The organism is Yoonia sp. 208BN28-4, from assembly GCF_037543925.1.
Taxonomy (GTDB): Bacteria; Pseudomonadota; Alphaproteobacteria; order Rhodobacterales; family Rhodobacteraceae; genus Yoonia.
Map to the genome: position 1 here is coordinate 1,013,330 of NZ_JBBIFY010000001.1, position 21,237 is coordinate 1,034,566.

Genomic DNA, 21,237 nt, shown 5'->3' on the forward strand with positions numbered 1-21,237 from the left:
TGGCGGTCAGAGTGTCTTGGCAACCGTGCGCAGTTCAAATTTCTGGATCTTGCCAGTGGACGTTTTGGGTAGCTCTTGGAAAACCACCCGCTTGGGCGTTTTGAAACCTGCAAGACGTTGGCGCACAAACGCAATAACCTCGGCCTCTTCGGCGGTGGCGCCGTCTTTCAGCTCGACAAAGGCGCAGGGCACCTCGCCCCATTTGTCATCGGGCTTGGCCACAACAGCGCAAAGGCTGACGGCGGGATGGTTCATCAGCGCGCTTTCCACTTCCACTGACGAGATATTCTCGCCGCCGGAAATGATGATGTCCTTGGCGCGGTCGGCGATCTGCATATAGCCGTTGGGATGCTGGATCGCGAGGTCTTCGGAGTGGAAATAGCCACCTTTGAAGGCCTTTGCCGTGGCTTCGGGGTTCTTGAGGTAGCCTTTCATCACCGCATTGCCGCGCATCACAATTTCGCCTTGCGTGGCGGCGTCCATCGCGACCTGTGCCATCTGGTCATCCACGACAGTGACGTCCTCCATCATGGGGAAAGCCACACCTTGCTGTGCCTTGATCGCGGCCTGATCATCGGCGGGCAAAGCGCCCCAATCAGCGTTCCAGATACATTCGGTGACGTGGCCGTAAGTTTCCGTCAGGCCGTAAACCTGCGTGACGTTGAAGCCTAGTTTGCCTACGGCGGCCAATGTGGCGGGGGCAGGTGGTGCGCCAGCGGTAAACACCTCGACCGTGTGGTCAAAGCTGCGGCGCTCTTCGTCCTTGGCGTTCACGATCAGGTTCAGCACGATGGGCGCACCACCGAAATGGGTCACACCGTTATCAGCGATAGCATCGTAAACCGCACGCGCCGTGATATCGCGGCAGCACACCACAGTGCCGCCCAAGGCTGGCATCATCCAAGTGTGGTTCCAGCCGTTGCAATGAAACAGCGGCACAATTTGCAGATACGTCATAAAAAGTGGCAGTTGCCACGAGATCGGCGTGCCCATTGTCATCAGATACGCGCCGCGATGGTGATAGACGACGCCCTTGGGCCGCCCTGTGGTGCCAGAGGTGTAATTGAGCGCAAGGCTCTCCCATTCATCCTGCGGCATGATCCATGCGAAATCAGGGTCACCGCTGGCAAGGAAATCTTCGTACGCTGTGTGTTTTCCGGCAGGCGCGAGACCCGCAACGTGATCGGGCACTTCGATAATCAGAGGCGCATCGCCGTCCATCGCAGCCACAGCATCCAGACACATTGGCAGGAACTGGCTGTCGCACAGCACAACCGCAGCGCCACCGTGATCAAAGATGTAGGCAACCGTATCGACATCAAGCCGGGTGTTAATCGTGTTCAGCACCGCGCCACAGGCAGGCACGGCAAAGGATGCCTCGGATTGGGCAGGGATATTGGGCAGCAGGGTCGCGACAACATCACCGGGTTTGACGCCCGCCTTGACCAAAGCCGAGGCCAGTCGGGTCACGCGGGTGTGGTAGTCGGCATAGCTGCGGGTAAAGTCGCCGTAGATCAGCGCGGTGCGATCCCCGAAGACGCGGGCCGCGCGTTGAAGATGTGACAAAGGTGTCAGCGGCACATAGTTGGCCGCGCATTTGTCCAGTCCGCTTTCGTCCGCCATCCAGCCCATCGGTGGCCCCTTCATTCCAGATGCCCATTGCCAGCAAAGCCTAGGATATGTCAGACATTTGATGCAACGCACAAATGACAAGGATCAGGCACGAAATGGATGCAGTATCACCCCGTCCCGGGCTGGCCGTGATCTGCGCCTTATCGGCCATGATGCTGTTCGGGTTGATCGACAATTTTATGCGGCTGGCGGCAGAGACCGGCGGGCTCTGGCAGTTTCACCTGCTGCGGTCAGCCATTGCGTTGGTCTGTCTTGCGGCCATTGCGGGTGTCATGCGGTTTTCGCTCTGGCCCAAACGGCCGTTGCGGGTGGCATTGCGCAGCGTTCTGACGGCAGTGGCGTTTGTGATCTACTTTGGCTGTCTGGCGGTGCTGCCAATCGGGCAGGTGGTGGCCGGGCTTTTCACCGCACCGATCTTTGTTGTGATCTTTTCGGTCGTCTTTTTCGGGGAACGTGTGGGCATGATCCGCGTGCTTGCTGTGGCGATCGGGTTTACCGGTATCTGGCTGATCGTGCGGCCTGACACCACCAGCTTTGGCGCGCTGACCGTCCTGCCCGTCGCCGCTGGGGCGTTTTACGCGATGGGCAACATCGCCACCCGCCGCTGGTGCGCGGGCGAGGCGACCCTGACGCTGTTGGCCGGTTTCTTCGGCACCATGCTGATCTTCGGCGCTTTGGGGCTGCTGGCGTTGTCGGTTCTGTCGCTTCCCCCGATTGCGGGTGCGGAGGGCTTTGCCACACGCGGCTGGGTGCCGTTCACCGGCACGTTCATGGTGATTACGGTGGTGCAGGGCGTGGGGTCTCTGATCGGCGTAGGGCTTTCCATTCGCGCCTATCAGATGGCCGATCCGGGATTTGTTGCGGTGTTTGACAACACACTTTTGATCTTTGCCACGATCTGGGCGGTTGTGCTGTGGGGCGAACGTCCTGATGCGCTGATGTATCTGGGGCTGGCTTGCGTGGCACTGGCGGGGATCATCATCGCATTGCGATCCGATCAGGGGCACGGCGCACGCGCGGTCCCGCAGACGGACTAGCGCGATGATCATTTCGCACGGGCGCAGGTTCATCTTTGTCCACATCCCCAAAACCGCAGGCACGGCCATGGCGCTGGCGCTCGAGGGGCGCGCGATGCGGGACGATATTCTGATCGGTGACACGCCAAAGGCCAAACGCCGCAAAGGGCGTCTTGCTGACCTCACACCACAGGGCAGGCTTTGGAAACACAGCACGCTGCGCGATATTGGCGGTGTGGTTTCGCCAGAGCAGTTGGAGGCCTATTTTGTCTTTACGCTGGTGCGCAATCCGTGGGATCGCATCGTCAGTTATTACCATTGGCTTCAAGATCAAAGCTTTGCACATCCGGCAGTGAGGCTGGCGCAAGAAACTGGTTTTTCTGAATTTTTGAACACCACGCACACACAAGATAGCCTGATGGCGAACCCATACGACAGTTACGTGACCGACGCTCAAGGCGTGAACCGCTGCAATCTGTTTGCGCGGCTTGAGCATTTGTCGGAAGACCTTATGCCACTTTGGGACCATCTGGGGTTCACGTTGGAACTCCCCCGCGCAAACGTATCCACGCGGCGGGCTGACTGGCGGAGCTACTATTCGGACGCAGACGCCGCCTTGGTCTCCCGCATCGCGGCGCAAGACATCGCTCAGTTCGGGTACGCATTTGAATAAAATTGTCGATTGTATCTTAATCAGACATTAATCACCGCCAGACCGGATTATTGGCGGCGGGAAACACACCAGTGCCGTAATCTTGCCCCTTTTCAACCCAAGGAGGGGCACAGGAATCACTGCTTCTGACTTTGCTGCGACACGGTTGATCCGAATGATCGGACCACCAACGAACGACAAAGGGGAAGTCATCATGTTCGATCTGGTTCACACAACAAGCACGTCAGACAATGCCGGAATGGCCGGTCTGCGAGCCGACAAGCTGCTGGCCGATGTGGGCCGTGGTCTGGTGTCCGGCACCAAGGTTGCCACGCAAATGGGCTGGCGTCCGGTCGAGGCTGTCGCGGCCGGGGATCAGGTGCTCACGTTTGATGGCGGTTTGCAGTATGTGACCGATGTGCGCCGCGATGTGATCTGGACCGGCGGCAGTCAGGGCGCCCCCGATACTTGGCCGCTTTTCGTGCCAGCAGGGGCCTTGGGCAACCGCGAGGATATGTATCTGATGCCGCATCAGGCCGTGCTGGTCGAAAGCGATACAGCCGAAGCGGTCTTTGGCGATCCCTTTGCAATGATCCCTGCCGCAGCTCTTGAAGGATTTCGCGGTATTTGTCGCGTGGCCCCCGCCGAGCGGATCGAGATCGTGACAATCACGTTTGCGCAAGACGAAGTGGTCTTTGCCAATATTGGTGCCTTGTTCTTTTGCCCCGCTTCCACTGATCTGCTGGATATGCCCGCATCGGATTATGCGACCATGTCGCTGGAGCAGGCCGATACGCTGGTCGGTTTTCTTGAGATGGAAGACATGGGCCACGTGCCGGTCAAACAGGCAACCGCCGCGTTCCGCATGGTGGCCTAATTTCCTTGTTTTGGCGCTGCTATTTCCGGCTGAATGAACGCATTTCGAAATCCGTGCTATGCTGCGGTCGTCCATAGCAAAAGAGGCGGCACATGGGTTTTGACAGATTTCGGGATAGCGAGCGGTCTGGATGGGATGCGCGCGCGGGTCTTTACGCGGATGCGACGGCGCGCGTGACGCTGCAATCTATTCCCGCGCTCTTGGCGCGCGCCAGACTATTTCACGGCGCCCGCGTCTTGGATGCAGGCTGCGGGCCGGGTTATGTCGCGGGATGCGCCAGCCTGCTGGGGGCCAAGGCCGAAGGTGTTGATTTCGCACAACAGATGGTCAAACAGGCCCAAGCGAATTTTCCGCATCTTCCGTTTCAAACCGCCGATATTGAGGACCTGCCGTTCGCGCAGGACAGCTTTGATGCGGTGCTCAGCAACATTGTTTTGTTTCATGTCACGGACCCCGCCCGCGCGATCCAAGAGGCGGCGCGCGTTTTGCGTGCGGATGGCATTTTCGCCTTTAGCCAATGGTTGGGGCCTGCGCGGTCTGCCTGCTACCGAATGATGTTTGACGTGCTGGGCGCGCATGCCGACATGTCGCTGGCCGATCCCGCGCCCGATGCCTACGCGCTGTCGGATCACGAAAGCGTCACCGACATGATGACCGCCGCAGGATTTGAGGACATCCAGATCGAAGAGGTGCCCAATGTGTTGCACGCCCCTGCGCCCGGTTTTTTTGACTTTTTCATGCGTTTCGGCGTGCGTATCCCGCTGATCCTTGACCGTCAGACGCCTGCAGTGCGCGACACAATTCGCGATGAAATTGATGCGCGGGCGGCGGCATTTCTGGATGGCGACACGTACAAAATCCCGATGCCAAGCCTTGTGGTGTCAGGCCGTAAGGCAGCGGTGTCGTAAACGCAAAAGGCCGCGCTGTGATGCGCGGCCTTTCGAGGAATTATAAAAGTGTTTGCGATCAGGCTGCTTTGGCTTGTTGGGCGAACCGCTTGTAGAACTGTTGGTTCTTGTCGGCCATGTCGCGCAGCAGGTCCGGCGTCTTGAACCGCTCGCCAAACTGTTCGGTCAACTGGTCGCAACGCTCTGCCGCGTAGGGCGCGCCGATGATGTCGAGCCAGCTGAACGGGCCACCGGACCAAGGGGCAAAGCCCCAGCCAAGGATCGCACCTACGTCGCCTTCGCGGATGTCTTCCAGCACATCCTCTTCCAACGCGCGGACCGCTTCGAGCACCTGCGCGAAGAGCAGGCGATGCTGCACGTCGATCAGGTCAGGCTGTTCGTCGGCCACGGCGTATTTCTCGCCCAGGCCTTCCCACAGACCCTGACGCCTGCCCTTGTCATCGTAGGCGTAGAAGCCGGAGTTTGATTTGCGGCCCAGACGGCCCTCGTCAAACATCCAGAACAGGACTTCGTCCACTTCGTCGTTGGGATAGTCTGCGCCCATCGCAGCCTTCGTCGCTTTGGCGATCTTCACGCCTAGGTCGATGGAGGTCTCGTCAGTCAGTTGCAGCGGACCTAGCGGCATGCCGACCAGCTTAGCCGCGTTTTCGATCAGCGCAGGCTCCACGCCCTCGCGGACCATGCGGATGCCTTCGTTGATGTAGGGGATGATGCAGCGGTTGGCGTAGAAGAAACGCTCGTCGTTCACAACGATCGGCGTCTTGCGGATCTGGCGCACGAAATCGAGCGATTTGGCCACGGCGACGTCGCCTGTCTTTTCGCCCTTGATGATCTCGACCAGCATCATTTTGTCCACCGGAGAGAAGAAGTGGATGCCGATAAACTTTTCGGCGTCGTTGGACGCTTTGGCCAGTTCAGTGATCGGCAGGGTCGATGTGTTAGTCGCAAAAATCGCATCGGGGCAGGCGTCTTGCACCTGCTTGGTGACCTCGGCCTTCACGCTGACGTCCTCGAACACGGCTTCCACGATCAGATCGCAGTCTTTCAGCGCGGCATAGTCAGTCGTCGCGTTGATGAGGCTAAGCACGGCGTCTTTCTTCTCTGGCGTGGCTTTTTTGCGGGCGATGCCCTTGTCCATGTAGTCGGCGGTGTAGGATTTGCCTTTGTCCGCCGCCTCTTGTTTGGCGTCGATCAGGACCACCTTGATTCCAGCGAGAGCTGACACCAGCGCGATGCCCGCGCCCATCATGCCAGCGCCAATGACGCCGACCTGTTTGACCTTCTGATCGGCCACGTCGGGACGGTTGGCCCCTTTTTCCAGCGCCTCTTTGTTGATGAACAGGCTGCGGATCATGGCAGAGGATGACGGGTTCATCAGCACTTGCGTGAAATAACGCGCCTCGATCTTCAGTGCGGTGTCGAACGGCACCAACGCGCCTTCGTAAACTGCCGACAGCAACGCCTTGGCCGCAGGATAAACGCCCTGCGTCTTGGAGTTGATCATCGCGGAGGCACCGACGAAATTCATGAAGCCAGCTGGATGATACGGCGCACCGCCGGGCATTTTATAGCCCTTCTCATCCCACGGTTTTACGATCTTCGGCTCTGACAGAACCCATTCTTTGGCTCTGGCGAGCAATTCGTCAGCGGGAACAACCTCGTCCACGACACCAGCGGCCATTGCCTTTTTCGGGTCGTTCAGCTTGCCTTCCAGCAGGAGCGGGGCCGCAGCAATCGCGCCCATCTTGCGGACAAGGCGTGTTGTGCCGCCTGCACCGGGGAAGATGCCGACCATGATCTCAGGCAGGCCGATCTTCGCCTTGGGATTGTCGGCGGCAAAGATGCGGTGACAGGCCAGAGGGACCTCCAGACCGATGCCAAGCGCCGTGCCGGGTAGGGCTGCGGCGACAGGCTTGCCGCCTTTGTTGGTCTTGGGATCCATGCCAGCACGTTCGATTTTGCGCAGGGCATGGTGCCCGTTCATGGTAAACTCGAACAGGCCTTTAGCCGGATCATCCGCGTATTCCTCGCGGATCGCGGCCAGCACGTTCAGGTCCATACCGCCCGCAAAAGTATCCTTGCCGGAGGTGATCACGATGCCTTTGACGGCGTCGTCGTTCAGCGCCTTGTCGAACAACTCATTGAGCAGCGCCATGCTGTCGCGGCTCATCACGTTCATGGATTTGTCTTTCACGTCCCACGTGATGACGCCCACACCGTCCGCGTCGATTTCAAGTGTAAAATCAGCCATTTGTCTTGTTCCTTATACGCGTTCGATGATCGTGGCCGCACCCATGCCGGATGCGATGCAAAGCGTGGCAAGGCCTGTGCCTTTGCCTGTGCGCTCCAACTCGTCCAGCAGCGTGCCGATGATGATCGCACCTGTCGCACCCAATGGGTGACCCATCGCAATAGAGCCGCCGTTGACGTTGACCAGTGCAGGGTCCACGTCGAAGCGTTGCATGAAGCGCAGGACGACAGAGGCAAACGCCTCGTTCACTTCGAACAGGTCAATGTCAGAGATGCTCATGCCGCTGTCGGCCATGATCTTTTCCGTGACTGGCACGGGGCCTGTCAGCATGATCGTTGGATCGGTGCCGATTTTGGCGGTGGCGCGGATGCGGGCGCGGGGCTTCAGGCCGTTCGCCTCGCCCCATTCCTTGGAGCCGAGCAGCAGACCAGCCGAGCCATCGACGATACCGGACGAGTTACCGGCGTGGTGGATGTGGTTGATCTTTTCCAGATGCGGGTACTTCATCATGGCGACCTTATCGAAGCCGGGCATGACCTCACCCATCGCCTCAAACGCGGGGTTCAGCGCGCCAAGCGCCTGCATGTCGGTGCCGGGGCGCATGTATTCGTCGTGGTCCAGAATGGTCAGGCCGTTCTGGTCTTTCACGGCGACGATAGATTTGTCGAAACGATTGTCATCCCACGCCGCTTTGGCGCGTTTCTGGGATTCAGCGGCAAGCTGATCCGCCTGATCGCGAGTGAAACCGTATTCGGTGGCGATGATATCGGCGGAGATGCCCTGCGGCACAAAGTACGTCTCCATAGCGATCGACGGATCAACAGCGATCGCTGCACCGTCAGAGCCCATGGCGACGCGGCCCATCATCTCAACGCCACCAGCGATGTAAGCACCACCTGCGCCACCTTTGATCTGGTTGGCCGCAAGGTTCACAGCTTCCATGCCGGATGCGCAGAAACGGTTAATGGCAAGGCCGGGGATGCGTTCGTCGAGGTTTGAGGCCAGCACAGCCGTGCGCGCAAGGCAGCCGCCCTGTTCGCCGACTTGGGTCACATTGCCCCAGATCACGTCCTCAACGGCGTGGCCTTCAAGATTGTTCCGCTCTTTCAGCGCATTCAGCACGCCAGCCGACAGGCGGGCGGATGTGACTTCGTGCAAGGAGCCGTCTTTGCGGCCCTTTCCGCGCGGGGTGCGCACGGCGTCGTAGATATAGGCTTCGGTCATTTTGTCCTCCGGGGGGTATTTCTAGGCGCGGTCAGCGGGTGAGCCGGGCATCAGGTCATAGGGGGCTTTCCAACCGGGTTGGGCCGCGATTGCGTCCAGCCAGCGGTTGATATTGGGGTAATCGGCGCGGTCAAACGTGAAGGGCTCGGGGTAGAACAGATACCCCGCGACCGCGATGTCAGCGATGGTGATGTCGTCGGCGGCGAGCCAGTAGCGATCCTCAAGCTGCGTCTCAACGATCTTGAGAGCTGACGCGAGGCGCATCGCCACGAAATTGTTGACGTCGGCGCTCTGCTTGTCGGCAGGCAGGAAGTTCATGTTGAACCGCAGGGGGCCTGCGACGCCCGATACCTTGTGGTTGTCAAAAAACATCCAGCGTAGCACCTCACGGCGCTCTGCTGCGGATTTGCCGCCCAGCTTGCCGGTCTTGGAGCTGATGTAGTCCTGAATGACGCCTGACTGCGTGAGAATGGTGTCGCCATCCTCCAGCACAGGCACTTCGCCCATGACAGACAGCGCGCGGAATTCAGGCGTGCGGGTGGCGCCGGCAAAGAAGTCAACCTTCACAGGCTCCCACGTCTCACCGGCAAGGGTCAGCGTCAGCGCCGCCTTATAGGCGTTTCCGCTTTCGCCAAAGCAATGCAGTTTCATCATGTCGCGATCCTCCCGAGATGGAACCGCCTGCAAGTTCCGGCGGATTTTGAGTTGTTTTGGCCAAATGAAGACGAAGCGATTTGCATCTTCATCAGCCGTTAAGGTTAATCGCCTAGCGTCAAAGTGCGCGGAACGCTGGAGAGTGTCGTCGCGTGCCAAGTGAAGCCCTGTCGCGATAAGCCGGATAGCCAAGCCGTAAAACGCGACGGGGTGGACGGGGCTGCGCCTTCATTTGGCCAGAATAACTCCCCCCGGAGGGTCCGCATTTTCATTTTTTACGGTCCTCCAATTCGGCGTTGAACAGCCGCAACCGATGTCCAAACGTGTCTTCATCCATGATGCTGTCGAAGTTCTCGAACAGAAACGACAGCGCCTCGCCTTCGTCCAACCCTGCCTCGCGCGCAAAGCGTTTGAGGCGGCGATAACCGTCTTCCGTCATAGCAACGGGAAAGCGGCGAGTGAGGCGGAGGCGTTTGGGCATATTAATTCCTTACGGGCAGGGGGGCAGGGCGTTGCCGCCCTACCTTGCCTTTAGAAATGCGCCGCTTCCAGTGCCATTACCGTGTCCGCGCCAGAGTTGATGCGTGCAAGGTGCATCCCCGTAGCGGGCAGTTGGCGGGCCATGTAGTAGCGGCCTGTCGCGATTTTCGCATCGTAAAAGTCTCGATCAGACGCGCCGCCTTCGATCGCTTCCATCGCGGCTTTCGCCATGCGTGCCCACATCAGGCCCATGCAAACGTGACCCATCATGGTCATGAAGTCATACGAGCCGGACAGCGCGTTGTTGGGGTTCTTCATGCCGTTTTGCATGAAGTACATGCCAGCGGCTTGCAGATCCTTGGACGCGGCCTTGAGCGGGTCAAGGAACCCGGCTTTCAACTGCTCGTTGCCTTCGTTTTCTTTGATGAAGTCTTTGATCATCTCGAAAAACGCCATGACGTGCTTGCCGCCGTCCTGCGCCAGCTTCCGGCCGACCAGATCGAGCGCCTGAATACCGTTGGCACCCTCGTAGATCATGGCGATGCGTGCGTCGCGGGCGAACTGGGACATGCCCCACTCTTCGATATAGCCGTGACCGCCGTAGACTTGCTGCGCCGCTGTGGCGAACTCAAAACCTTTGTCGGTCTGGAAGCCCTTGATGACGGGTGTCAGCAGGGAGATCAGGCCATCGGCTTCTTTGTCGTCGTTCTTGTGGGCGCGGTCGATCAGGTAGGCACCCCAGAGCGTCAGGGCGCGGGCACCTTCGACGAAAGACTTCTGGTCCATCAGGTTACGACGGATATCAGGGTGCACGATCAGTGGATCGGCGGCTTTTTCAGGCGCTTCGGCACCGGTGACGGCGCGGCCTTGCAGACGGTCTTTCGCATATTCCAGAGCGTTCTGATAGGCGACCTCGGCTTGAGCGTAGCCTTGCAGGCCCACACCCAGACGCGCCTCGTTCATCATGGTGAACATCGCGCGCATACCCTTGTGTGCCTCACCGACGAGGAAGCCTGTGGCCTCATCGTAGTTCATCACGCAGGTGGAGTTGCCGTGGATGCCCATCTTTTCTTCGACTTTGCCACAGGACAGCGTGTTGCGCTGACCAAGGGAGCCGTCTTCGTTGACCATGAATTTTGGCACGATGAAAAGCGACACGCCCTTGATGCCCTCAGGCCCGCCAGCGATTTTCGCCAGCACGAGGTGAATGATGTTGTCGGCCATGTCGTGTTCGCCAGCCGAGATAAAGATCTTCTGGCCAGTGATTTTGTAGCTGCCGTCGTCCTGCGGCTCTGCCTTGGTGCGCATAAGGCCCAGATCGGTGCCGCAGTGCGGTTCGGTCAGGTTCATTGTGCCGGTCCACTCGCACGACACCATCTTAGGCAGGTACGTCTGCTTCTGCTCGTCAGAGCCGTGGGCGTAGATCGCGGAATAAGCACCGTGGGTCAGGCCCTGATACATGTTGAACGCCATGTTGGCGGACACCAGTGGTTCCTGTGCGGCGGTGTGCATAACATAAGGAAGACCCTGACCACCGTATTCGGGGTCACAGTCCATGCCGGTCCAGCCGCCTTCTTTCATCATCTCGAAGGCCTCTTTGAAGCCTTTTGGCGTGCGCACGACGCCGTTTTCCAGATGACAGCCTTCGGTGTCGCCCACTTGGTTTAGCGGGGCGAGAACATCAGAGGCCACCTTGCCAGCTTCTTCCAGCACCGCACCGGTGAAGTCGCGGTCGAGGTCTTCGAAACCCGGAATATCCTGTTCGCTGACCTTCAGCAGATCATGCAGGACAAATTGCAGGTCTTTGGTGGGGGCTGTAAAACTTGGCATTCAGGTCTCCGTCTGTTGTATCGTGCAGCGGCGTTCAGGCCGCTGCGGTTTTGTCGTTGGCCAATTCGGTCAGGCGTTTTTCGCCCCAGGCCATCTGTTCTTTCAACTCGCCAATCGCTTCTTCCAACTCGGCCTTTTGGGCTTCCATGTCGGCAAGATGGCGCTGGGCCAGTTCGTAACTTTTGCTCAGCTGCGTCTGCTGGCTGTCGTCCATGTGGTAGAGGTCCAGCAGCTGGCGGATCTCTTCCAAGGCAAAGCCAAAACGCTTGCCGCGCAAAATCAATTTCAGTCGCGCACGGTCACGTTTTGTAAAAAGCCGCTTCTGGCCTTCACGGATCGGGAACAGCAGTTCCTTGGCTTCGTAGAACCGCAGGGTTCGTGGTGTGACGTCGAACGCCGCACACATATCGCGGATCGTCATGGTATCGCGTTGCATCGTTGTCTCCTGAATAGCATCGTCTGATGCCGGTCAGTTGCGAGGTGTTGCCCTGTTATACAAGGAAAGGTGACGTTAACGTAAACGTAACGTGGCGTCATTTCTGAGCTGACGAAAGGTCAGCAAAGATGCCGTGGGGTGAGACGAAATTTTATGACCGGGAAGTTTTGGCGGAAGCTCCCCCTTAACCTTAAAAATAAGGGGCCTGCGGGTATGGAATTCCATACCGGATTCGTGGGGCCGACCACCGCGTTGTCGCCGTGCCCAGCGGTAATTGCCCAGCCGCACCACGAATCGCAGCAGGCGTTTAGCGGGTCAGCATGACCGTGGCGACGATGTAGCCAGAGAAATTCGGCCCCGTGATGTCGATATGCTGAACGCCTGCAATCAGGTCGCGGTCAATCATCTTGAAATAGACCTGCGTATCGGTTGATCCCTGCGGCCCGCGCATTTGCCCCAGCGCCATAAGCTGCGGCAGCACGCTGGTATCGGCACAGTTCGATGCGATCTCGATATCCAGATCGGTGGTAGCGGCACCGATGTTGGCCATCTCTTCGGAGGTTGGGTCAAATATGAAGTTGACCTCATCCACGACAAACACAGTGAGGTCGCCTTCAGGGAAGGTCATAAAGATGTCCTCGCCCTCGAAAACGAAATTCACTTGCCCGATCTCATTGGCAGGAAAGGCCATCGCGCCCGCGCCGGTGAACATGGTGCCGCCGGTGTGGTTGGCCGTCCAGGTGCCTGCAAGTTCCTGTTCCAGTATGATGTCCCAGCCGGACTTCAGCAGATCGCAGTAGGGCGATACCGTGTCCTGCGCCGAAACGGTCATTGGGAGTGCAGCGACCAGTGCTGCGCACACTATCGTTTTCATCATCTATTCCTCTCCAGACATCAAAATGACGGCCACGTTGTCAAAGACCGCGTCGCCGTTACGGGTCTCGAAGTGTTCAAAGCCCGCGATCAATCCCGGCTCGATCATTTTGAGATAGATCCGCAGATCGTTGTCCCACGGGTGCTCCTGTACTTTGCCGGTCACTGTGAACTGCGGCAGGTCGGCGATATCCGTGCATCCGCTTTGCATGCCAAAGAAATCGTTGCTGATATTCTCCAGATAGGTCAGCAGATCGCCTTCCTCGTCGTTGGGAAACGGCCCAAAGCTTTGTAGATCATCGAAGTTGAAATTCTCGTCCGTTGCGAGGGCCAGATCGTGAATGTTGTCACGGTAGAACATTTTCAGCGCACTATCTTCGACGTAGATCGTCGCGGGCCAGTCTTCGCGTTCAAATTCGGGAAAGGGGCCGGCCTCTGTCATCACCATGCCAATAATGAATGCGACGGACCATTCACCGATCAGGTCCGCGTATGAGATGGTCTCCCATTCGGACTGCGGCAGATCGCAGTAGGGCGAATCCGCCGTGGCGGCGGTTGCTGCAAACAGGCTTGCGACAAGACATGGGAAACGCATTTCATCCTCCGTGATTGGTGACCCAAGGTAATCGGTCCACACGGCAGGATTGTAGTCAGCTATTCCTGACTTTCGTCTAGTTCAGGCTTTCAATGGTCACATCGCGAAGCTGCTTCAGCTCGGCCAGTGTCTCGTCCAGTTGGCGGCGTTGCTCTTCCAGCTCGACCATCTGGCGGTCGGCCAGTTCGACCCATTGGCGCATCTGCGCTTCGGTGCCGTCGTGTTCATACACCAAAAGCCACTGGCGGATGTCCTCAAGCGCAAAGCCGAAACGGCGGCCCCGCAGGATCAGGGTCATGCGGGCCAGTTCCTTGGCACCATAAAATCGCGATCGGCCCTCTTTTTCGGGCGATAGCAATTCGATGTATTCGTAATAGCGCAAGGTCCGCGGAGTCACGTCGAACTTGGCGCACATTTCTTTGAATGACAGGCGTGGTTCTGACATCGCGTTCTCCCTACAGGCAAACACTATCAAAGGGTTGACTGCGGGGCAACGGGGCGGACGTGATCAGTCTGGACTTGCGTTGTGCGCTCTGTCAGTCAAATCTGGAACGACAAAGGACCCAAGCAATGCCCCAAGCCAAGACGACCTTTAATGGTCAGCAATTCATTGATGCCCTGCCGCATTGCAAGGCGCTTGGGATGGTGCCGCGGCATTTCGGACCCGGCACAGCCGAGATTGAGATGCCTTATAACACGCGGCTGATTGGTGATCCTGACACGGGTGTCATTCATGGCGGGGCGGTTTCGGCACTGATGGATACCTGCGGCGGTGCAGCGGCGCTTAGCCATCCTGATGCCGGGCTGTCGACGGCCACGCTTGATTTGCGGATCGACTATATGCGGCCCGCCAAGCCCGGTGACGCGATTGTCGCCAAGGCCGAATGTTACCACATGACCCGATCTGTCGCGTTCGTGCGGGCCGTTGCATTGGATAGCGACACCGACAGGCCCGTCGCCACGGCCACCGGTGCCTTTACCGTCAGTGGAAGGCCATTGTCATGAACAAGCCGACCATACAAAAGCCCGAACCTGTGCAGGTGATTAAACAACGGCGCGATCACGCGTTGGAGCAACTGGTGGGCGGCGTGCCTTACATCCAGTTTCTGGGTATCAAGTTTGAACGCCGCGGTGACGAGCTAACCGCGATCCTGCCGTTTCAGGACATGCTGATTGGCAATCCGGCCCTACCTGCGTTGCATGGCGGCGCCACGGCGGCGTTTATGGAGACAGCGGCGATCATCGAGCTTAGCTGGGCAATGCTGTGGGACCAGATGGAGGCGGGCGATGAGCTGGCCGCGAAGCCCGCGTTCCCCAAGACCATTGATTTCACTGTCGATTACCTGCGTTCCGGCCTGCCACGCGATGCCTATGCGCGCGCGCGGGTGAACCGGTCCGGCAGGCGCTATGCCAGTGTCCATGTCGAGGCGTGGCAGGACAACCGCAGCCGTCTGTTTGCGCAAGCGACAGGGCATTTTCTGATGCCGCCGCGTGACGGCTGATGCTGCCCCCAAGCAGGCGCTGACGCATCGGCGCGTGCTGCATATCTCTGTGCCGATTGTGCTGTCGAATGCGACGGTGCCGATCCTTGGGATCGTTGATACCGGCGTTGTTGGCCAAATGGGCGAGGCGGCCCCGATTGGTGCCGTGGGTATTGGTGCGATCATCCTGTCGGCTCTTTACTGGATATTCGGTTTCCTGCGCATGGGCACTGCGGGCCTGACGGCACAGGCCGAAGGGGCTGGCGATCAGGGCGAAGTGGCGGCGATGCTGTCGCGCGCGCTGCTGATCGGATTTGCCGCCGGTGCGTTCATGATCGTGGGGCAGGTGTTGCTGTTTTACGGGGCGTTCCTTGTGTCGCCAGCCAGCCCCGAGGTTGAGGCGCTGGCACGCGATTACATGCAAATCCGCATCTGGTCGGCACCCGCAACCATCGGGCTGTATGGCATCACCGGCTGGCTGATCGCGCTGGAACGGACCCGCGCGGTGCTGGCTATTCAGGTTCTGATGAACGGGATGAATATCCTGCTGGATATCGTTTTTGTGCTGCACTTCGACATGGGCGTCGGCGGCGTGGGTCTTGCCACCTTTTTGGCCGAATGGAGCGGGCTGGCGCTGGGGCTGTGGCTGTGCCGTGATGCGTTTGCGGGCACGGCGTGGCGGGATGCGGCGAGGGTCTTTGACCGGATCAGGCTGAAACGCATGGCGATTGTGAACACCGACATCATGATCCGGTCCGTGCTGTTGCAGGCGATTTTTGTCAGCTTTCTGTTCTGGGGCGCAGATTTTGGCGATGTGAACCTCGCGGCGAACCAGATTTTGCTGCAATTCCTGTTTGTCACGTCCTACGCGATGGATGGTTTTGCCTTCGCGGCAGAGGCATTGGTCGGGCAGGCGCTGGGCGCGCGCAATCGTGCCGCCTTACGGCGCGCCGCTTTGATGACCGGCCAGTGGGGGCTGGGTATTTGCGCCGTGCTGGCAGTGGTTTTTGCGATTGTGGGCGGCGGCGTGATTGACGTGATGACCACCGCGCCTTTGGTGCGCGACGCGGCCCGCGATTTCCTGCCTTACATGGTGGCGGCCCCATTGGTCGGGGTGGCGGCATGGATGCTGGACGGCATTTTTATCGGGGCCACACGCACCACGGATATGCGCAATATGATGATCGTGTCGGCCATCGTGTATTTCGCCAGCGTGCTGCCGCTGATGGCGCTTCTGGGAAATCACGGGCTTTGGTTGGGCTTGCTCATCAGCTTTGCGGTGCGGGGGATCACGTTGGGCTGGAAGTATCCGGGGCTTGAGGCCGAAGCTGACGCTTAGGACCAGTCGGCGCGGCCTGTGCCGACGGCATCTGCGACATTGGCAAACCCGTCGCGTTCCAGCAGTTTGTCTAATCCTTGCGCGATTTCCGTGGCCAGCGACACGCCGCCATAAACGAGTGCTGTATAAAGCTGCACTGCGGACGCGCCCGCGCGGATTTTCTGATAGGCTTGCTCGGCGCTGCCCACACCGCCGACACCGATGATCGGCAGGGTGGTGAGCGCGGAAAGCTGTGCCAGCACACGCGTGGACTTTTCGAACAACGGCTGGCCGGATAGCCCGCCCATTTCGCCCTTGTGTGCATTTTTCAAACCATCGCGCGAAAGTGTGGTGTTGGTAGCAATGATCCCAGCGATGCCGGATGTATTGGCGACCTCGGCCACGTCGGCGATTTCGTCAGCGGTCAGATCAGGTGCGATTTTCAGGAAAATCGGGGTATTCGCGTCATTGGCGGCCACGACACCGGCCAGCAGGGCCGATAGCGCGTCTTTGCCTTGCAGGTCGCGCAGCTTTTCGGTGTTGGGGGACGACACGTTGACGGTGGCGAAATCCAAATGTGCACCGCAATGACGCAGGACGGTGGCAAAATCGCCAGCGCGGTCCGCACTGTCTTTGTTCGCGCCAAGGTTCAGGCCGATAACGCCAGCGGGGCGGTTTTTCAGCCGCTCAAGGGCTGCATCCATCCCGTCATTATTAAATCCGAAACGATTGATCGCGGCTTGATCCTCGGTCAGGCGGAAGAGGCGCGGTTTCGGGTTGCCGGGCTGCGGGCGCGGGGTGATCGCGCCAACCTCAAGAAAGCCAAAGCCGGTGCGCGATAGCGGATGCAGGGCGGTGGCGTTCTTGTCAAAACCTGCGGCAAGGCCCACAGGATTGGGCAGTTCGAGGCCCGCAATTGTTGTTTTCAAACGTGGGTTGGTCACAGGGCCGCTCCGCGAACCCAGGCCCGCCTGCAAAGCCTTCAGCGCCAGACCGTGTGCCGTTTCAGGGTCCATGCGGCGCAGGGCGCGCAGGCCGATCTGTTCCAGCATCGCCATCAGAGTGCTGGAAACTGGTGCACGCCGTCCACGATGGGGAGCGGCTTGTGCCAGACAACATCATCCATTGTCATTTCGCGAAACAGGTGCGGGAACTGCGCCCCACCGCGCGATGTCTCCCACTTGAGACCGTCAAGGCCATCCGCCTCAACCGCGACTAGGACCAGATCATCCATGTCGGCAAAATAAAGCTCTGCCGTTTTGGCGACGGTATCAGCGCCCGAAAAGTGGATGAAGCCGTCGGCCACATCAATCGGGGCGCCTGTGGTGGTGCCATCGGCCTGCAACTGCGCCCATTCAGGGCCACGAAAAATCTTGTAAATCAGCATGGGGATCATGTGCCGCGTCTGCGACAACGGGTCAAGGGATCAGACCAGTCTTTCCAACCGGCCTTTGCGTTTGTAGATGTTTTTGTAGTCCCACTGAATACGCGCCCCGTCTGCAAGCCACGCCTTGAGTTCATTCGCATCAATCTGGTCGGCGTCGGTATAGCGCTTTTCGGCGGCCTTGAACGTGCCTGTCGGGGTCAGACCCGCGGCGTCGAAGGTCTGTCCGCTCCAGAACATCAGACGGACGCATGATTTCAGCTTGCCGTAACCCACGATTGGGTTTCCATCCAGAAACCAGACAGGGTGGGCGTGCCACATCTTCCGCTCGGCCCCTGCTAGATGTGCTCCGATCAGTGCCATTATCCGTTCGCAGATCGCGCGATCCGACGGCTCTTGCGCGGCATTGTAGGCCTCAATCGTGTCAACCGGCATCGCAACTCCCCGTTTCCACTCCAAGATTAGCACATTTTTGAGGCATTTGCGAAGATGCGCACACGCAGCGGCTGTCACATGCATGAAACAACCCGACGTTACGGAAACCCGCACAACGTGTGTTTGACTCTGTCAGCCAGCCTCGCCAAGCTGACGGCATAATCCAACTTGGGGGACCATAAAAATGATTTCACGTATTCTTGCATCGACTTGCGCACTGGCGCTGACAGCCGGTGCGGCATCTGCGGACTATAGTCTGACGATCCTGCACACGAACGATTTTCACGCGCGGTTCGAGCCGATTAGCAAATATGACGGCCCTTGTTCTGTGGAAGACAACGATGCCGGCGAATGCTTTGGTGGTACGGCACGTCTGATCACAGCGATCAACGAGGCGCGCACGCGCACAAACAACAGCATTCTTGTGGATGGCGGCGACCAGTTTCAGGGCACGCTGTTCTACACCTACTACAAAGGTGCGATGACCGCCGAGTTCATGAACCTGATGGGCTATGACGCAATGACTGTGGGTAACCACGAATTTGACGACGGCCCCGAAGTGCTGGCCGGTTTCATGGACAGCGTTGATTTCCCCGTGCTGATGTCCAACGCCGACGTTTCCGGTGAGCCGCTTCTGGCTGACAAAATTGCAAAATCCACTGTGATCGAGCGTGGCGGTGAGCAGTTGGGCCTGATCGGTCTGACACCAATCGACACCGACGAACTGGCAAGCCCCGGTGACAATGTGATCTTTACTGATCCTGTCGGCGCTGTGCAGGCCGAGGTCGACAAGCTGACCGAGATGGGCGTGAACAAGATCATCGTCCTGTCCCACTCCGGTTATGACGTCGATCAGGACGTTGCGGCGAACACAACCGGCGTTGACGTGATCGTTGGCGGCCACTCGAACACTCTGCTGTCCAACACTGATGACGGCGCGGCTGGCCCGTATCCAACAATGGTTGGTGATACCGCAATCGTTCAGGCCTATGCCTATGGTAAATTCCTGGGCGAACTGAACGTGACGTTCAACGATGACGGCGTCATCACAGAAGCCACTGGTGAGCCTGTGATTACTGATGGCAATATCGCAGAAGATTCAGCTGCCAAGGCGCGTATCGCTGAACTGGCCGAGCCGCTGGAAGAAGTGCGTAGCCGCGTGGTTGGCACAACCTCTGAAGCGATCGAAGGTAACCGCGATGTCTGCCGCGCAATGGAATGTTCCGGTGGTAACCTTGTGGCCGACGCCATGTTGGCCCGTGTGGCCGATCAGGGCATTGATGTCGCAATCGCCAACTCTGGCGGTATCCGCGCATCCATTGACGCTGGTGAGGTGACGATGGGCGAAGTGATGACCGTGCTGCCGTTCCAGAACACACTGTCCACATTCCAGGTGACAGGTGCGGAACTGATGGCTGCCCTTGAAAACGGTGTGAGCCAGATCGAAGAGGGCGCAGGCCGCTTCCCACAGGTTGCCGGTATGACCTTTACGGTTGATGCCTCTGCCGAAGCCGGATCGCGCGTGAGCGACGTGATGGTCGGCGGTGAGGCGCTGGACATGGAAGCCACATACGGTGCTGTGTCCAACAACTATGTCCGTAACGGTGGTGACGGTTACTCGATGTTCGAGAATGCGGCCAATGCCTATGACTTCGGCCCTGATCTGGCGGATGTTGTTGCGGAATATATTGCCGACAACCCCGAGTATACGCCCTACACAGACGGCCGTATCATGATGAAGTAAGCCCAACGGGTTTGCAAAAGAAGCGCGTCGCAGGCATCCTGCGGCGCGTTTTGCGTTTTGCGGGATGCCTCCGGCGGGAGTTGTTTTTGCCAAATGAAGATGAGGTGCGCAAATGTGTGGACGAATGGCGATGACGCTGCCGCACGAGGCGATGGTGGAACTGTTTGCAGCGACACCCGCCAACGATCTGCCCGAGGTGCCGAACTATAATGTCTGCCCAACCGTGCAAATCCCCGTCGTCACGGCTGAGGCAGGGTTGCGGCAATACAGACCGATGCGTTGGGGGTTTATCCCTAAGTGGTATAAGAAACCGAATGGTGGGCCGCTTTTGATCAACGCCCGCGCCGAGACGATTGCCGAAAAACCTGCGTTCCGCGAGGCGTGCCGCGCGCGGCGCTGTCTGGTGCCGTGCACGGGGTTTTACGAATGGGAACGCGATAGTGATGACAAACCGCTACCGTGGTTTGTCGCGCGCAGCGACGGTGCGCCGCTGGTCATGGCTGGCATCTGGCAGGACTGGGAAAGGGACGGTGAGCGACTGACGACCTGCGCCGTTGTGACAACCGAGGCGAATGACGCGATGGCGCGGATACACCACAGGATACCGGTGATCCTGACGCCCGATCAGTGGGCGCTATGGCTGGGTGAAACGGGTAAGGGGGCATCCACGATCATGCACGCTCCGCCGGAGGACGCGTTGCACTTTGATCGTGTCAGCACGGACGTGAACAGCAACCGCGCAAAGGGCGCGGCGCTGATTGAACCACTTGCAGAGTAATTACTGCGTTGGTGCCACGCCGTAATAGACATAGCCATAGTTGGCGCCGGACCGTGTGCCGCTATAAAGCTTGGGCTTGCCTATGGTCCGGTCCACACCATAGACAAAATTGATCGAGCTGCTTTCGCCCGGTTCAATCCATGGTGTGAAATTACCAAAGCCCACAATCGGCACGATGGCGTTTTCGTTTGTGCGATTCACAAACCGGACCGTGTCGCCGACCTGCACATACATCTTGGTCGGGAAGTAGCCCTCGGGATAGATATACATATCGTGAATTTCGGCCATGGCAGGGGCCGCTGCGCCAGCCAGCAGGGCGGCAGCACAGGTCGATTTCAGCATTTTTGTGAGACGGATCATAATTTGATTCTCTCTTTCAGGTGGCAGAATAAGTCTTGGTGAACGGATGGGTAACATCTGAATCGGGCAAAGTTGTGGCAGCCATTGCGCTGTCGGCCATGTGTGCTTGACGGCCCAGACGACTTGGCATACGACCTGACCCAAGCTGCTGGCGGGCGTTGTGTAGTGGTAAGACCTTAGCCTTCCAAGCTAATGACGCGGGTTCGATTCCCGCCGCCCGCTCCAGCCGCTTTTCCGACAAATCCCGACCATGTGCCGCAGTGAAATCAGCCTGCTTGCGCTTGTGCTGTGCTGCCCCCGACTTTAAGT

23 protein-coding genes and 1 tRNA gene are annotated in these 21,237 nt (G+C 58.7%); 10 read left to right on the plus strand and 14 right to left on the minus strand.

Annotated elements, in window-relative coordinates; translation table 11 throughout:
* Positions 1–6: 6 nt before the first annotated feature.
* Positions 7–1,632, minus strand: a complete 1,626-nt coding sequence (locus V8J84_RS05010; protein ID WP_339929089.1) for an AMP-binding protein — start codon at positions 1,630–1,632, stop codon at positions 7–9.
* 95 nt (positions 1,633–1,727) lie between these two features.
* Here V8J84_RS05010 and V8J84_RS05015 point away from each other — a divergent pair, with 95 nt between their 5' ends.
* The 4 genes from V8J84_RS05015 to V8J84_RS05030 all read left to right on the plus strand — a co-directional run bounded on the left by V8J84_RS05015 (position 1,728) and on the right by V8J84_RS05030 (position 5,085).
* Entirely contained in the window at positions 1,728–2,669 is a 942-nt protein-coding gene (locus V8J84_RS05015) for a DMT family transporter (protein ID WP_339928611.1), read from the plus strand.
* 4 nt (positions 2,670–2,673) lie between these two features.
* Entirely contained in the window at positions 2,674–3,321 is a 648-nt protein-coding gene (locus V8J84_RS05020; RefSeq protein ID WP_339928613.1) for a sulfotransferase family 2 domain-containing protein, read from the plus strand.
* Between the two features lie 193 nt (positions 3,322–3,514).
* On the plus strand, positions 3,515–4,177 hold the full coding sequence (locus tag V8J84_RS05025) for a Hint domain-containing protein (protein ID WP_339928615.1): 663 nt from the start codon (positions 3,515–3,517) through the stop codon (positions 4,175–4,177).
* Between the two features lie 92 nt (positions 4,178–4,269).
* Positions 4,270–5,085: a class I SAM-dependent methyltransferase gene (locus V8J84_RS05030; protein WP_339928617.1), complete on the plus strand. Its 816-nt coding sequence runs from the start codon at positions 4,270–4,272 to the stop codon at positions 5,083–5,085.
* Between the two features lie 58 nt (positions 5,086–5,143).
* Here the strand turns inward: V8J84_RS05030 and V8J84_RS05035 are convergent, their stop codons facing one another.
* From V8J84_RS05035 to V8J84_RS05075, 9 genes are all read right to left on the minus strand, one after another.
* Positions 5,144–7,336 (minus strand): 3-hydroxyacyl-CoA dehydrogenase NAD-binding domain-containing protein, encoded by a 2,193-nt coding sequence (locus V8J84_RS05035; RefSeq protein ID WP_339928619.1) that lies wholly within the window; start codon positions 7,334–7,336, stop codon positions 5,144–5,146.
* Between the two features lie 12 nt (positions 7,337–7,348).
* The gene (locus V8J84_RS05040) at positions 7,349–8,560 is read right to left on the minus strand and encodes an acetyl-CoA C-acetyltransferase (RefSeq protein WP_339928621.1); all 1,212 of its coding nucleotides are present in this window, start codon (positions 8,558–8,560) and stop codon (positions 7,349–7,351) included.
* A 21-nt stretch (positions 8,561–8,581) separates the two neighbouring features.
* Positions 8,582–9,211, minus strand: coding sequence for a glutathione S-transferase family protein (locus V8J84_RS05045; RefSeq protein WP_339929091.1), 630 nt, complete (start codon positions 9,209–9,211; stop codon positions 8,582–8,584).
* 271 nt (positions 9,212–9,482) lie between these two features.
* On the minus strand, positions 9,483–9,695 hold the full coding sequence (locus V8J84_RS05050; RefSeq protein ID WP_339928623.1) for a hypothetical protein: 213 nt from the start codon (positions 9,693–9,695) through the stop codon (positions 9,483–9,485).
* A 50-nt stretch (positions 9,696–9,745) separates the two neighbouring features.
* On the minus strand, positions 9,746–11,524 hold the full coding sequence (locus tag V8J84_RS05055) for an acyl-CoA dehydrogenase C-terminal domain-containing protein (protein ID WP_339928625.1): 1,779 nt from the start codon (positions 11,522–11,524) through the stop codon (positions 9,746–9,748).
* A gap of 34 nt (positions 11,525–11,558) precedes the next feature.
* The gene (locus tag V8J84_RS05060) at positions 11,559–11,960 is read right to left on the minus strand and encodes a MerR family transcriptional regulator (RefSeq protein WP_339928627.1); all 402 of its coding nucleotides are present in this window, start codon (positions 11,958–11,960) and stop codon (positions 11,559–11,561) included.
* A gap of 307 nt (positions 11,961–12,267) precedes the next feature.
* The gene (locus tag V8J84_RS05065; RefSeq protein WP_339928629.1) at positions 12,268–12,834 is read right to left on the minus strand and encodes a hypothetical protein; all 567 of its coding nucleotides are present in this window, start codon (positions 12,832–12,834) and stop codon (positions 12,268–12,270) included.
* A gap of 3 nt (positions 12,835–12,837) precedes the next feature.
* The gene (locus V8J84_RS05070) at positions 12,838–13,428 is read right to left on the minus strand and encodes a hypothetical protein (protein WP_339928631.1); all 591 of its coding nucleotides are present in this window, start codon (positions 13,426–13,428) and stop codon (positions 12,838–12,840) included.
* Positions 13,429–13,504: 76 nt separating this feature from the next.
* The gene (locus V8J84_RS05075) at positions 13,505–13,873 is read right to left on the minus strand and encodes a MerR family transcriptional regulator (protein WP_339928633.1); all 369 of its coding nucleotides are present in this window, start codon (positions 13,871–13,873) and stop codon (positions 13,505–13,507) included.
* Between the two features lie 125 nt (positions 13,874–13,998).
* Here V8J84_RS05075 and V8J84_RS05080 point away from each other — a divergent pair, with 125 nt between their 5' ends.
* From V8J84_RS05080 to V8J84_RS05090, 3 genes are read left to right on the plus strand one after another with little or no spacing between them, the layout of a single operon-like run.
* Entirely contained in the window at positions 13,999–14,433 is a 435-nt protein-coding gene (locus tag V8J84_RS05080; protein ID WP_339928635.1) for a PaaI family thioesterase, read from the plus strand.
* The gene (locus V8J84_RS05085; RefSeq protein ID WP_339928637.1) at positions 14,430–14,930 is read left to right on the plus strand and encodes a PaaI family thioesterase; all 501 of its coding nucleotides are present in this window, start codon (positions 14,430–14,432) and stop codon (positions 14,928–14,930) included. The genes V8J84_RS05080 and V8J84_RS05085 overlap by 4 nt, the downstream gene beginning before the upstream one ends.
* Entirely contained in the window at positions 14,920–16,248 is a 1,329-nt protein-coding gene (locus tag V8J84_RS05090; protein WP_339928639.1) for an MATE family efflux transporter, read from the plus strand. Before V8J84_RS05085 ends, V8J84_RS05090 begins: the two co-directional genes overlap by 11 nt.
* Here V8J84_RS05090 and V8J84_RS05095 read toward each other — a convergent pair.
* Genes V8J84_RS05095 through V8J84_RS05105 form a run of 3 tightly spaced genes read right to left on the minus strand, consistent with a single transcriptional unit; the run spans position 16,245 to position 18,046 of the window.
* Positions 16,245–17,285 (minus strand): quinone-dependent dihydroorotate dehydrogenase, encoded by a 1,041-nt coding sequence (locus tag V8J84_RS05095; protein WP_339928641.1) that lies wholly within the window; start codon positions 17,283–17,285, stop codon positions 16,245–16,247. The two genes, V8J84_RS05090 and V8J84_RS05095, sit on opposite strands and share 4 nt — an antisense overlap.
* Complete coding sequence (locus V8J84_RS05100; RefSeq protein ID WP_339928643.1) at positions 17,285–17,614, minus strand: DUF952 domain-containing protein; 330 nt, start codon at positions 17,612–17,614, stop codon at positions 17,285–17,287. The genes V8J84_RS05095 and V8J84_RS05100 overlap by 1 nt, the downstream gene beginning before the upstream one ends.
* A gap of 39 nt (positions 17,615–17,653) precedes the next feature.
* Positions 17,654–18,046 (minus strand): DUF1801 domain-containing protein, encoded by a 393-nt coding sequence (locus V8J84_RS05105; protein WP_339928645.1) that lies wholly within the window; start codon positions 18,044–18,046, stop codon positions 17,654–17,656.
* Positions 18,047–18,230: 184 nt separating this feature from the next.
* Between V8J84_RS05105 and V8J84_RS05110 the strand changes: the two genes are divergently transcribed.
* Positions 18,231–19,790 (plus strand): bifunctional metallophosphatase/5'-nucleotidase, encoded by a 1,560-nt coding sequence (locus tag V8J84_RS05110; protein ID WP_339928647.1) that lies wholly within the window; start codon positions 18,231–18,233, stop codon positions 19,788–19,790.
* 112 nt (positions 19,791–19,902) lie between these two features.
* A complete protein-coding gene (locus tag V8J84_RS05115; RefSeq protein ID WP_339928649.1) occupies positions 19,903–20,568 on the plus strand; it encodes an SOS response-associated peptidase in 666 nt (221 codons plus the stop codon).
* Here V8J84_RS05115 and V8J84_RS05120 read toward each other — a convergent pair whose 3' ends face one another.
* The gene (locus V8J84_RS05120) at positions 20,569–20,928 is read right to left on the minus strand and encodes a hypothetical protein (protein WP_339928651.1); all 360 of its coding nucleotides are present in this window, start codon (positions 20,926–20,928) and stop codon (positions 20,569–20,571) included.
* A 151-nt stretch (positions 20,929–21,079) separates the two neighbouring features.
* Between V8J84_RS05120 and V8J84_RS05125 the strand changes: the two genes are divergently transcribed.
* Positions 21,080–21,153 (plus strand) — tRNA-Gly (locus tag V8J84_RS05125).
* Positions 21,154–21,237: the final 84 nt, after the last annotated feature.